9 protein-coding genes are annotated in these 12,717 nt (G+C 70.8%); 7 read left to right on the top strand and 2 right to left on the bottom strand.

Annotation, left to right across the window (positions count from 1 at the left end):
- Positions 1-68 precede the first annotated feature (68 nt).
- Positions 69-971 (top strand): ribokinase, encoded by a 903-nt coding sequence (locus OG885_RS28950; protein ID WP_405736822.1) that lies wholly within the window; start codon positions 69-71, stop codon positions 969-971.
- Complete coding sequence (rbsD, locus tag OG885_RS28945; RefSeq protein WP_405736819.1) at positions 968-1,363, top strand: D-ribose pyranase; 396 nt, start codon at positions 968-970, stop codon at positions 1,361-1,363. Before OG885_RS28950 ends, rbsD begins: the two co-directional genes overlap by 4 nt.
- Positions 1,364-1,526: 163 nt before the next feature.
- On the opposite strand, the gene OG885_RS28940 is transcribed toward rbsD, so the two are convergent.
- The gene (locus OG885_RS28940) at positions 1,527-2,633 is read right to left on the bottom strand and encodes a TIR domain-containing protein (protein WP_405736817.1); all 1,107 of its coding nucleotides are present in this window, start codon (positions 2,631-2,633) and stop codon (positions 1,527-1,529) included.
- Between OG885_RS28940 and OG885_RS28935 the strand changes: the two genes are divergently transcribed.
- The 5 genes from OG885_RS28935 to OG885_RS28915 all read left to right on the top strand — a co-directional run bounded on the left by OG885_RS28935 (position 2,632) and on the right by OG885_RS28915 (position 11,861).
- The gene (locus OG885_RS28935) at positions 2,632-4,086 is read left to right on the top strand and encodes an FxsB family cyclophane-forming radical SAM/SPASM peptide maturase (RefSeq protein WP_405736815.1); all 1,455 of its coding nucleotides are present in this window, start codon (positions 2,632-2,634) and stop codon (positions 4,084-4,086) included. The two genes, OG885_RS28940 and OG885_RS28935, sit on opposite strands and share 2 nt — an antisense overlap.
- Before the next feature lie 255 nt (positions 4,087-4,341).
- The gene (gene fsxC / locus OG885_RS28930; RefSeq protein ID WP_405736812.1) at positions 4,342-5,631 is read left to right on the top strand and encodes an FxsC protein; all 1,290 of its coding nucleotides are present in this window, start codon (positions 4,342-4,344) and stop codon (positions 5,629-5,631) included.
- A complete protein-coding gene (fxsT, locus tag OG885_RS28925) occupies positions 5,628-9,554 on the top strand; it encodes an FxSxx-COOH system tetratricopeptide repeat protein (RefSeq protein WP_405736809.1) in 3,927 nt (1,308 codons plus the stop codon). Before fsxC ends, fxsT begins: the two co-directional genes overlap by 4 nt.
- Positions 9,547-10,611, top strand: a complete 1,065-nt coding sequence (locus tag OG885_RS28920) for a hypothetical protein (RefSeq protein WP_405736806.1) — start codon at positions 9,547-9,549, stop codon at positions 10,609-10,611. Before fxsT ends, OG885_RS28920 begins: the two co-directional genes overlap by 8 nt.
- A 41-nt stretch (positions 10,612-10,652) precedes the next feature.
- Positions 10,653-11,861, top strand: a complete 1,209-nt coding sequence (locus tag OG885_RS28915; RefSeq protein WP_405736803.1) for a hypothetical protein — start codon at positions 10,653-10,655, stop codon at positions 11,859-11,861.
- Between the two features lie 27 nt (positions 11,862-11,888).
- On the opposite strand, the gene OG885_RS28910 is transcribed toward OG885_RS28915, so the two are convergent.
- On the bottom strand, positions 11,889-12,686 hold the full coding sequence (locus OG885_RS28910) for a sugar phosphate isomerase/epimerase family protein (RefSeq protein WP_405742921.1): 798 nt from the start codon (positions 12,684-12,686) through the stop codon (positions 11,889-11,891).
- Between the last annotated feature and the right edge of the window lie 31 nt (positions 12,687-12,717).

Raw genomic sequence — 12,717 nt, 5'->3', positions numbered from 1 at the left:
GACCAAGGCCGGCGGGCGCTCGTCACGGGCGTCCGCCGGCTCACGTCATCTCATAGGGGAGCAACTTCATGTACGACTACGACCTCCTGGTCGTAGGGTCGGCCAACGCCGACCTGGTGATCGGTGTCGAGCGCCGGCCGGCGGCCGGGGAGACCGTGCTCGGCTCCGACCTGGCCGTCCACCCGGGCGGCAAGGGCGCGAACCAGGCGGTCGCGGCCGCCCGGCTGGGCGCGAGTACGGCCCTGCTGGCCCGGGTCGGCGACGACGGCCACGGCCGGCTGCTGCTGGACTCGCTGCGTTCGGCCGGGGTCGACACGGTGGGCGTGCTGGTCGGCGGGGCGCCGACGGGGGTCGCGCTGATCACCGTGGATCCGTCCGGGGACAACAGCATCGTCGTCTCACCGGGCGCCAACGGCCGGCTCGCACCGGAGGACGTGCGCGCGGCGAGCAGCCTCTTCCATGCCTCCCGGGTGGTGTCGGCGCAGCTGGAGATTCCGCTGGAGACGGTCGTGGCGGTGGCGTCGAGCCTCGCGCCGGACAGCCGTTTCGTGCTGAACCCCTCTCCGCCGCGTCCGCTGCCCGCCGTGCTGCTGGCGGCCTGCGACCCGCTGATCGTCAACGAGCACGAGGCGAAGGTCATCCTCGGCGACTCGGCGATCGGCGACGACCCGGAGGACTGGGCACGCATCCTGCTGGCGAAGGGCCCGCGGTCGGTGGTCGTCACCCTGGGCGCGGAGGGCGCCCTCGTGGCGTCCAGGGACGGGGTGAGCCGGGTGGCGTCGGTCAAGGTCGACGCGGTGGACACGACGGGCGCGGGCGACGCGTTCACGGCGGCGCTGGCGTACCGGCTGGGCACGGGTGCTTCGTTGCCGGAGGCGGCGGCTTACGCGGCCCGGGTCGGGGCGGCGGCGGTGACGAGGGAAGGCGCACAGGTGTCGTTCCCCACGGCCGAGGAGGTCGACGCGCTGTGAAGAAGGCGGGCATCCTCAACCGTCAGCTGTCCGGTGCGCTGGCAGAGTTGGGGCACGGCGACGGGCTGCTGGTCTGCGACGCCGGTATGCCGATACCGGACGGCCCTCGTGTCGTCGACCTCGCGTTCCGGGCCGGGGTGCCGTCCTTCGCGGAGGTGCTGGACGGGCTGCTGGCCGAGCTGGTCGTGGAGGGCGCGACCGCGGCGACGGAGGTGCGGGACGCGAATCCGGCGGCGGCGGAGCTGCTGGCGGGGCACTTCGACGGGGGCGCCCTGGAGTTCGTGTCGCACGAACGGCTGAAGGAGCTGTCGGCGGCGGCGCGGTTGGTGGTGCGCACCGGCGAGGCCCGGCCGTACGCGAACGTGCTGCTGAGGTGCGGGGTCTTCTTCTAGCCGTACAAGCTTCGAGGGGGCCTGGTCCGTCGACCAGGCCCCCTCGGCTTTCCCCTCCAGTCAGAACCCCCGCGATCCCCCCAGATCCCCTCCCCAGAAGTCCTGATGCCACGTACGACCCGCGAGGTGGGGGAAGGGTTGCACGGCCGACGGGAATTTTTTTTCAGGACGGTGGTCGGGGGCCGCGTCTCAGGTAGCGGACCAGGGCGTCCAGGTCGGGAGCGCCCGTCTCGGGGGCGATGTGCCAGTGCGTGGCGGAGGCCGAACCCGGGAAGCCCGGGAGGGCCTCCGGGCCGTAGCTGGGGAAGAGAACCCAGAGGATGCGCTTCTGCCACGTGGCCGGGTGCTGGTACACGTAATCCAGGATGTAACTGGCCTCCCAGGTCGCCCCCAGCCCTACGCCCGGCTCTTCCTCCTGCCGCAATCTGCGCCGGTACGCAGGTGAGGCCACCCCGATGATGAAGTCAGCCGGCTCCAGTTCCCCGTCCATCCACCGCAGCCAGATCTGCGGTTCCTCGGACGCCTCCGCATCCGTCCTGACGTCGATGTCCTGCTGCCGCAGCAACGCGGCCAGGGACCGGACGTCGTCGTCGTGCCCGGGCTGGTCGTCGGCGTGGGCGTAGGAGAGGAACACCCGGGGCGGGCGCACCGGTTCGGGCGGCGGCTCCGGCGGCTCGGCGGTTCTCTGCCCAGGCACCGTGGCGGACGCGGAAGCCGGCTCGGGCAGGAGACCGTCCCCGGGTGACAGGACGGGGACCGCCGCCCGGTGGCCCTCCCGTACCTGGGCGGCCAGGGCCCGCAGCGCCCGCCGGTAGGCGGTTGACTGCCGGCCCTGTTTGCGTACCACCGTGTAGAGGCCGGACTCGTTGTAGTCGTCGTAGGCGTCCAGCCTGTCCCCGTCGAGTCGTGGTGCCCAGGGCCGGCCGGGCGGCGGGATCCGGACCGGGCGCCAACGCACCAGCACCCGCGCGGGGTTGTCGTGCGGCCGTCCCTGCTCGGGGACATGGCCGAGTCTGCGCTGGAACACCGCCCAGTCCCGCCCGCACTCCTCGTCCTGGTAGTAGGCGGGAGAGCAGAGGACGACCAGGACACCGGCCTCGGCGACGAGCGCACGGCGTTCCTCGGCGGTCAGGGTGTCGTCGCACGCCCGGGCGACGATCTTGCGGCCCCCGAGCAGCCTGCCCACCTCCACGGCGAGATCGTCCTGGAATCGGGCCGCGTACCCCCGGTGGTCGGCGGCCGTGAAACTCGTGACGAAGTAGCTCGCCATGGGCAACCCCCTTCACTTTCCTTTGTTCCCGTTTCCCCGGTCATGCGGAAGAGCGGCGAACATTGGCCAGTTGACGCCTCGCTGCATGTATTGCGCCCTGCTTACGGTGAGCGGGGGACTCTCATCACCGTGCAGCCGATCGTTTCGACGGGCATGGATGCGGCTGCCCCGTGGGAGGAATCGGGGGGCGGAGATGAACAGTCTGCATGACAGTACGTCGGTCCGCAGCGTGCCGGACAGTGCTCGGCGAGGCCCGACGTGGAATGACTACTGCCCGCCTCCCGGTCATTGGCCAATGCCTCGTCTTTCCGTCACCAAAGACGGACGGACGCGTCTTGCCGCCCTCGACCAATTCACCGTGAAGCTGCACAGCAGATGCAATCTCGCGTGTGACTACTGCTACGTGTACGAATTACGTGACACGAGTTGGCGTGAGCAGCCTCGGATCATGCCGGGTCCGATACGGGAAAAGGTGGCGGACCGCATCGCGGAACATATCCGCCGGCATGGTCTGGAACGGATCAGGGTCATCCTGCACGGTGGTGAACCCCTGCTCGCCGGCGCGGCGGTCATCGACGAGTTCGCCGCCTCGGTCCGCCGGTCGGCGCGGGCGGCGGGCGCCGTGGCGGAGCTCGCCGTGCAGACCAACGGCACCCTCCTCTCGGAGGCCGTGCTGAAGGTGCTGCACCGCCATGACGTGCACGTCGGCATCAGTCTCGACGGGGCCGCGGAGACCCACGACCGCCATCGGCACCGGCGCGGGAACGGCGGCCCGGTACGGGGCAGCCACTTTGAGGTGAGCGCGGCGCTGGAGCGGCTCGGCTCGCCGCGTCATCGACGGCTGTTCGGCGGCCTGCTGTGCACGGTGGACCCCGCGGCCCCGCCCCGACAGACGTACGACGCCCTTGCCGCACACCGCCCGCCCGCCGTCGACTTCCAGCTGCCGCACGCCACTTGGGACTTCCCGCCGGCCGGCGCCGACGGCTCGCGCGCGCCGTACGGCGACTGGTTGTGCGAGGTCTTCGACCACTGGACGGACACCGGTCGCGCGGTACCGGTGCGGCTCTTCGAGTCGGCGCTCACCCTGCTGCGACACGGCTCCGGCAGCAGTGCCGAGATCCTCGGCCTGGTGCCCGCGGCCGTAGCCGTGATCGAGACGGACGGCAGCCTGGTGTGGGCGGAGTCCCTCAACGCCGTGGCCGATCGCGCCGCACACACGGGTGCGAACGTATTCAGCCATTCATTCGACGATCTTCTGGCGTTGCCGCGCGCTCCCGAAACCGGAATCGGAACTCTTTGTTCCAGCTGTCGATCCTGTGCGCACGTCGACATCTGCGGCGGCGGACTGCGCACTCATCGGCACAGTGCGCGGCGCGGATTCATGAATCCATCGGTGTACTGTCTGGACCTCACTCGGCTCATCCGGCACATACGCCGACGAACCGGCCACTGAACCAGCATGTACATTCCTCCGAAATCGAACAGTGATCAGTAACGCGCCCGGAATTTCCGGCCACTCCAAGGGGACCCGAGAGAGATGTCCCGGTTTCAAACCGGCTCCCAAGCGGGCAAAACTGCTTATCATAGGGCTGAATTGACACCGCCGCGTGGAAACACGCCGCCCCATCAACCGACCGGTGTCAATTCAGGCGATCGGGGGTGCGACGGACCATCGTCTAGCGGGAGGCTGGTCCCTTGGGGGGTTGCTGTGGGGCCGTTGTTCTACACCAGCTATGCCAGTTCGACCGGCGACAGAGGGCCGGTCCAACGGTTCCACTTCGATGTCCAGAACGAGATCCACACCCTGCTCGGCCGTCTCTCCCGTCATGAGGGCCGGCTCCAGCGCCCCACCCCCTCCCCCGGCCCCGACCCGTCCGTCCTCACCTGTCGCTCGCTACTGGTCCTGTACTCCGCCGACTATCTGACGGACCGCCGGTGCGCCCTGGAGTGGTCCGTCTTCCATGAGCGCATGGAGCGACGGCAGTGGCTGACCGGGCACCACTCGGACGCGCTGATCGGGGTGCTGTGGCGCACCGACGCACTGGTCCTGCCCCAGGAGGTCGCCGACACCGGCCAGTTGCTGGAGGACGTCGAGGGTGGATACCAGGGTCCGGGCGTGGCAGGACTGCAGGACGACACCGGTGCCCGGCAGCGCTACCGGGCCCTGGTGCGCAGGGTCGCCGAGCGGTTGACGCGCGCCGCGCGCATCCCGCTGCCCGCCATGACCGAGCAGGACGGCACGGCGGTGAAACCGTGTTTCGGGCCGGACCGGGAGCGGTTCACGGCCCGTCACGAACCGCCGCCCGCGCCTTTGGCCGCCGAGCGCCGACTGGTGCTCGTGCTGCTCGCCGGGACCCGGGACGGCATGGAGCGGCTGCGCGAGTCCGCCGACTGCTACGCCGAGACCGCCGAGGAGTGGCGCCCCTTTTGGCCGCACAGCGACGAACCGGCCGCCGGGATCGCCGGCTGGGCGGCCCGCGAGCGCGGGGTCGACCGGCTGACCGTCGTCACCCTGGACGGTGTCGGACAGGAGGAGCTGTCCGAGGTCGCCGACTCGGCGGTGGTCGTGGTGCTCGTCGATCCCTGGATGACCGGCGATTCATCCTTTTCGGTGCACTGGGAGCGGCTGGCGCGCTCGGGGGCCCGCGTCTCGGCTGTCATCAGTGTGCTGCCGCGACAGGACCGCGAGACCCGGCGCGCGTCGGGGAGGCTGCGCGAGGCGCTGGCCCGGACTCCGGCCCGCGACCTGGGCGCGTCGCACCACGAGGCGGGGTCGCCGGAAGCGCTGTCACTGGCCATGGCGGCGGTGCTGGCGGACGCCCACACGGATGCCGAGGAGGGGGAGGCCCCGCCGCACAGAGCGGAGGAACCACTGCTGGAGACCGCTGGGGAGCGGCTCGCCCGCAGACAGCAGGAACGGGCCGGCTGGCTCAGGCGCAGAGAACCCTGGCCACCGCTGGTCACGAGAGCACCCAGGGAATCATGGGGCGGGGGATGAGTACGACCGTTCGACAGACGAGAGTCATCACGTTCTACGCGGCCAAAGGGGGAACCGGCCGCACCATGGCACTGGCCAACATCGCCTGGATCATGGCCAGTCACGGCAAGAAGGTGCTCGTCATCGACTGGGACCTGGAAAATCCCGGTCTTCACCTGTACTACGCGAAGTACCTCACGGACCCGGACCTGAGCACCGGCGACGGCATCCTGGACATGTTCTCCGCCTTCGCCGCCGCCGGCCAGCAACCGCTCACCGACCACCTGCGCGCCCTGCACCCGGAGCACGCGGCGTTCGACATCTACGACGTCGACGTCAGATACGCGTTCCCGAACGGCGGCGAGCTGTACTACCTCAGCCCGGGCCATCTCGACGGCGACATCGGCGCCGCACGGCACAAGGCGTTCGACTGGTCCCAGTTCCAGCACACCCCCGACGGGCGGGAGTTCCTCGCCGCGCTGCGGCACCGGATGACCGGCAGCAAGTACGACTACATCCTCATCGACAGCCTGACCGGCTTCGCCGAGGACGCCGCCATCTGCACCCTCGCCCTGCCGGACACCGTCGTCCTCGGCATCAACCTCGACCGGCAGTCCGTCGAGGGCGCCCGCGACATGGCCCGTCGCGTGTACGCCCACTCCCGGCACTCCCGGCCCATCGGCCTGCACGTCCTGCCCCTGCGGGTGGACAGCACCACCGACGCGACCCGCGTCGAGCGCGCGGTCACGGCCGCCCGGGCCGCGCTCGACGAGTTCCTGGACGTCGGTGACGAGGACGCCCTGGAGACGTACTGGCAGGAGGTCCGGCTCCCCTACCAGGCGCAGTTGGCCCTGGGCGAGGAACTCGCGGTCATGACCCAGGACCCGAACCTCCCGTACACCCTGCTGCACGCCTGTGTGAAGGCCGCCCGGCGGATCACCGACGGCGAGGTCGACTCCTTCCAGCGGGTCCCCAAGGAGCACCGGGAGGAGTACACCCTCTGGCGGGCGCGCAGGGAGCGGGACGTCCCCCGGCTGACCGCGACCGTCCTGAACCACCCCGACGACCAGTTGTGGGCCGACTGGGTCGCCGAACAGCTCACCGCGGCCGGCATCCAGGTGAAGCCGGACGCCGTCCCCTGCCCGGACGACCCGCTGGAGCCCGGCGAGGTCAGCGGCCCCGACACCGACTACGTCGTCGCCCTCCTCTCCAAGCACCTGGAGGGCACCACGGAGGGCGACCGCATCGCGCGGCTCACCGAGGACGCTCCGGCGGACGGCACCCCCCGGACCAAGAAGGTCGGGGTGCGCATCAGTTCGGCCCCGCTGCTCGCCCTCTTCGACTGGCCGGACGCGGTCAATCTCGCCGGACAGACGGAGGAGAGCGCGCACCGGGCGCTCCTGTCCCGCTTCGCCCGGGAGATCGGCCCGGCGCCCTTCGGCCCGGCGGAGCACACCAGGTTCCCGGGCACGCAGCCACGGGTGACGAACCTGCCGATGCGCAACACCCACTTCGTCGGGCGGTCGAGAGAGCTGGCCGTACTGCGCCGCGAGTTGACCTTCTCGCCGGGTGAGCACACGGCCCCGCGGGTGCTGTGGGGCGTCATGCGCGGGGCGGGCAAGTTCCAGGTGGCCCTGGAGTACGCCCACCGGTTCGCCTCCCAGTACGACCTGGTCTGGCATGTCCCCGCGACCAGCGAGGACGGCATCAGGGCCGCGCTGCGCGAACTGGCGGCGCGGCTCAACGCGGCGCTGCGCGGCACGCGTGACGGCGACGATCCCGAAGCCCTGCTGCACGATCTGCGGACAGGCGAGTACTGCCCTCGCTGGCTGCTCGTCTTCGACGGGGCGGAGAACAGCGCGGCCGTCGAACGGTTCCTGCCGACCACCGGCCCCGGCCACATCCTGATCACCTCCCGCACCCCGGAGTGGCCGCCCGGCTACGAGGTCCAGCGGATCGACCCGTTCACCCCGGAGGAGAGCCTGGCCCTGCTGGAGAGAGGGCTGTGCGCGGCAGATCCCGCCGCTCTCGGGCGGCTCGCCGAGCGGTTCGGGCATCTGCCCCAGGTCCTCACCTCGGCGATCAGCGTGGTGGAGGCGTACCCGTCCCAGATCGACCGGTTCATCGCCCGGCTCGACAGCCTGGAGGGCGCGGCCCAGGCCGAGATCATGCCGGAGTACGGCACCATGGGCACCCTCTACCGCGGTATCTACGCGGACCTCACCCGCAACTACCCGGCCGCCGCACGGCTGTTGGAGCTGTGCTCCTTCCTGTCGCCGGACGGCGTCGGCATGATGGTCGTCGAGTCGAAAGGCATGACCAGACTGCTGGCCCGGCTGGACGAGAGCCTCCAGGACGAACTCCGTATGCGGACCGTCGTGAACCGCCTGGCCCGCGCCACGCTGGCGGTCGTGGACCAGTCCAGCGAGCGGCTGATGGTCAACCGTGTCATGCAGGACCTGGTACGCGGCTGGATGGACGCCGAGAAACGGGCACGGACCCAGCGCGAGGTCCTGGCCGTGCTGGCCTCCATGGTGCCCTCGGACCTGAAACGCCACCAGCCGCGCTACCGGCCCGTGTTCGCCGAACTCGACCGGCACCTGGAGGCCTCGGGAGCCCCCGACAGCACGGATCGCGACGTACACCGCTGGCTGATCAGCCAGGCCTACCACCGGCGCGTCACCGAGCGCTGGGACGAGGCACGGCAATTGGGCGAACGCGCCCTGGAACGCTGGCGCCCGGAGTCCGGCCCGGTCCCCTTGGAAGTCCTGCGCATGGAGTCCGAGGTGGCCTCCGCCTGCCGGGAGGCCGGCCGGTACGCGTGCGCGCTGCCCTTGTCCAAGCACGCGTTCGAGACCCTGAACGAGCGGGACGCCAGGGACGTCTACACCCTCATGGCCGCCCGGGGCTACGCCGCCGACCTGCGCGCGGCCGGAGAGTTCCGCAAAGCCTTCGAGCAGGACCAGGCGACCTATCGGGGACTCGTCGAGGAGATCAACAAGGAACACGGAGCCACCCTCGACGCCTCCAACAACCTCGCCCTGTCGAAGTTCTACATGGAGACCGTCAAGGCGGCCGTCGAGCTGGACCGCGAGACCCACACCATCCGCCTCCAGCAGTTCGGCGAGGACGACTTCCGGCCCTGGCTCTCCTTCGCCAACCTCGGCACCTACTTCCGTGAGCTGGGCGATCTGGAGTCCTCTGAGCGGTACCTGGTCCGCGCCTGCGAACGCTTCCTCAAGCTCACCGGGAAGAGTTCCCACCATCATCTGGGCGCGCTGGCCAGCCTGGGTATGACGATGGTCCGCAAGGGCGAGACCAAGAACGGCCGGGAGCGGCTCCAGGACGCCCTGCGCGGCTTCCGGGGCCAGTGGGGCGACCGTTATCCCCGCACCATGGCCTGCGAGTTGTCCCTCGCCATCGGGCTGAACGCCGCCGGTTCGCCGTCCGACGCGTTGCGCCGGACGCAGGAGGTGTACGAGCGCTACAAGAGCGTCTTCGGCGAGAAGCACCCCTTCACCAGCATCTGCCTCAACAACATGGCCGTGTATCACCTCGCGTCCGGGGACCCGGAGGCGGCACGCTCCTGTCTGCAGAAGGCGGTGTACCAACTGGAGACGGTGTTCGGCCGCGAACACCGCTATCCGCTCGCGGCACGCCTGAACCAGAGCAACTGCACGCACGTGCTGGGGAGGGACACCTCCACCGAGGACATCGGTATCCACGAGGACTGCCGGCAGCCGACGGCATGGGGGGAGCGGCATCCGGTGACCCTGAAAGCACTGGCCAACCGGCTTTCGTCGACAACTGACGGCGACCGCGGACTGCGGGCAATCCTCGACCGGAGTGTCTCCGAACTACCTGAGCGGCACCCGCTCAGGGCCGTGCTGCTCGCCGACCCCTACCAGCGGGCGGGTGTGGATCTGGAGGTGCAGGATGTCTGACCCCCTGGGTGCCACGGCGCAGACCACTGTCCGCTTTCCTTCCGGGGAGACACCGCCGATGACCCGACTCGCCGAGCAGCTCCGGGAGTTACTGCGCCACGACGGCCTCGCGCATCTGGTCCTCTACGACGGTGACACGGCGACCGTCGCCCTGGACGCCGCCACCGCGCATTCCCCCGCCCTGTCCCAGGATTCCCATGAACACGAGCGGGCCGGACGGCAGATCTACTACCTCCTGGAGGAACTCCAGCCCGATTTCAACGCGTTGCGCACCGGCGCGCTCATTCGCACCGTATTACGCGTGCCGTCGGGCGCCGTTCTCTATTACCAGGTGGAACCCGGATTCCATCTCTATGCGGCCACCTCGGAAAGGGAACGTCTGGACGAACTCGACGCGAGTATGGCCGAATGCGCCAACCGCCTTCGGCTGCCCGCGCGTTACAGTCCGCTGAATTACGGCTCCTGGTTCAACACCGATTCCTGGGCGCTCCTGACCGAACCCGAACCAGAACCCGCCGAGGCGGGGACACCGGAGGAATCGACGGTCCCTGCCGAACCGCCACTGGACGAAGACCCGCCGGAAACGTCCGCCGCGCCCGTCACGGCGCGGGACATCCACGTACGGCGCCCGGAGACCGCCGTACCGCCGCCCGCGGCCGAGGAGTTGCTCCGGGAGGCGCTGGACGTGCGCGGGCTGCACTACGTCGCGTACCACCAGTCCCCGGGCACGGCGTGGGTGCAGGACATCTTCGGCCATCCGGCGCTGGGCGACTTCTTCCGGGTCCGCACCCCGGACCAGCGGCGCGAACGCTACGCCCGGATGAGCCGGCTGCTGCCCGGGGTCGCCGGGCGGATGAACCTGTCGCTGCGGGCGATCCTGGGCGGGGAACTGGTCCAGCTCGTCCTCGATGTGGAGCAGGGGGCGGTGTACTTCCACACGCTGTCCGAGGGCCGCTATCTCATCGGGGTGACGCTCGACCAGTCGCGGGTCACGGCGGCCGACCACCGGCTGGCCCGGCTGGCGAGGGAACTGCCCACGGACCGGCCGGGCGGCTGACACCCACGGCGGCTCAGGGCCGGCCGGGAAGGACGTGATGCGTGCGAGCCCCAGCCGGTCCCTCCGGGCGTGGCCGAGCCCTGCTGCGCGCGCTGGGCCTTCCCCTGCTGCTGCCGCTCTCGCTCGCCGGTGCGGGGCTCGTCGTCGGCCAGTGGCTGACGGTGCGGCCCGAGGGCGGCGGCGGCATGTACGGCCACCTCACCGCCGGGCTCCTCGCGATCGGTCTCTACGGCAGTGCCGGCGGCGTGGGTCGTCCCGAGAGCCGGGGGGACGTGTACCGGATCGTCGTCGCCATCACCTTCGGCGTGGTCGTCAAGGCGGCCTTCATCGCCGGGGTGTTGTGGCTGGCGTTCCGGGGTGAGCCGGAGTATCTGGTGCTGGCGGTGGCGATGGCGCAGATCGATCCGCTGTCGGTGTCGGCGATGCTGGAGTCCCGGGACATGTCGCCGCGCGCGAAGTCGCTGCTGGCGGCGTGGGCGTCGTTCGACGATCCGGTGACGACGGTGCTCGTGGTGATCCTTGGCTCGATGGTGCTCAGCGACACGGGGAGCATCTCCTCGGGGGCGACGACGTACGCGCAGACGCTGGTCGGGAACGCGGTGCTGCTGGTGGCGGCGGCCGGGGTGTGGCTCGTCGTGCGGCAGCCGAGGGCGCGGCGGGACGAGCCGGTCGGGCCGGGCCGGGCGGTGCTCCAGGTCGTCGCGCTGCTGGGCCTGCTGACCGTGGCCACCTGGAAGTTCCTGATGCTGGGGCTGGCGGTGGCGGCGTTGTTCTTCCGTCCGGCGCTGGGACGGTGGCTGGGGCGGGCGACGAACGCGGCGCTGTGGGTGGCCACGTTTTTGCTGGGGATGCTGCTGGCCGAGGGCGCCGACTTCCGGGTGGGTGCCGTCCTCGGGGCCGCCACGTTCCTGGCGCAGGTGCTGGTCGGGGCGGTGGTGACCCTGGGTTTCCCGGCCCGCGACCGGGTCTCGCTGTCCCTCAGCCAGCAGAACGGCATCACGGCGATCATCCTCGCCCTGCTCCTGGAACCCGCCCTCCCCCAGGCCGTCGCCGTCGTCGCCCCGGCGATCCTCGTCGTGAACCTGCTGCATCTGGGGTCCAACGCGCTGCGGGACCGGGGCCGACTCACCCGGGAGGAGTGCGCGGGCCGCACGGCGAGCGTGGCGGACACCGGCGGGCGGGCCTCGGTCCCGGGCACACCCGAGGCCCTGGGCGCGGGCAAGGAACCACCCGCGCCCAGGGCCTCCTGAGCGCACGTCACCGGCGAGCGGCGAGGGTCAGTCCGTGTGCTCCACGAACCGCGCCGCCGTCTCCGCCAGCACCTCCCGCCCGTCCCGCGCCCACAGCGCGTCGTTGAACAGCTCCACCTCGATGGCGCCGGTGTAGCCGGCCGCCTCGACGTAGCCCTGCCACTCGCGCATGTCGATCGCGCCGTCGCCGACCTGGCCGCGGCCGTTGAGGACGCCCTCCGGCAACGGGGTGGTCCAGTCGGCCAGTTGGAAGGTGTGGATACGGCCGCCCGCGCCCGCCCGGGCGATCTGCGCGGGGGCGTGGTCGTCCCACCAGATGTGGTACGTGTCCACCGTGACGCCGACCTGGTGCGCCGGGAAGCGTTCGGCGATGTCCAGGGCCTGGGCGAGGGTGGAGACCACGCAGCGGTCGGACGCGTACATGGGGTGGAGCGGCTCGATGGCCAGGCGTACGCCGTGCTGTTCCGCGTACGGGCCCAGCTCGGCGAGGGCGTCGGCGATCCGTTCCCGGGCGCCGTGCAGGTCCTTCGAGCCGGCGGGCAGGCCGCCGGAGACCAGGACCAGGGTGTCCGTGCCGAGCGTCGCGGCCTCGTCGATCGCCCGGCGGTTGTCGGCCAGGGCCGCCGCCCGCTCGTCCGGGTCGATCGCCGTGAAGAAGCCGCCGCGGCACAGGGTGGTGACCGTCAGGCCCGCGTCGCGGACCAGTTTGGCGGTCGCCTCGACGCCGTACGACTGGACCGGCTCCCGCCACAGGCCGACGTTGGTGACTCCCGACTCCGCGCAGGCCGCGGCCAGTTCCGGCAGCGACAGCTGCTTGACGGTCATCTGGTTGATGGAGAAGCGGGAGAGGTCGCCG

Source organism: Streptomyces sp. NBC_00028, assembly GCF_045041065.1.
Classification (GTDB): domain Bacteria; phylum Actinomycetota; class Actinomycetes; order Streptomycetales; family Streptomycetaceae; genus Streptomyces.
Note: the sequence above shows the minus strand (reverse complement) of the source record. Positions and strands in the feature narration are given on the sequence as shown.

Bases quoted from the DNA above. Each gene is read 5' to 3' on its own strand.
- OG885_RS28950 (WP_405736822.1), top strand. From the start codon at position 69: ATGTACGACTACGACCTCCTGGTCGTAGGGTCGGCCAACGCCGACCTG.
- OG885_RS28935 (WP_405736815.1), top strand. From the start codon at position 2,632: ATGGGCAACCCCCTTCACTTTCCTTTGTTCCCGTTTCCCCGGTCATGC.
- OG885_RS28940 (WP_405736817.1), bottom strand. From the start codon at position 2,633: ATGGCGAGCTACTTCGTCACGAGTTTCACGGCCGCCGACCACCGGGGG.
- fxsT (WP_405736809.1), top strand. From the start codon at position 5,628: ATGAGTACGACCGTTCGACAGACGAGAGTCATCACGTTCTACGCGGCC.
- OG885_RS28920 (WP_405736806.1), top strand. From the start codon at position 9,547: ATGTCTGACCCCCTGGGTGCCACGGCGCAGACCACTGTCCGCTTTCCT.
- OG885_RS28910 (WP_405742921.1), bottom strand. From the start codon at position 12,686: ATGACCGTCAAGCAGCTGTCGCTGCCGGAACTGGCCGCGGCCTGCGCG.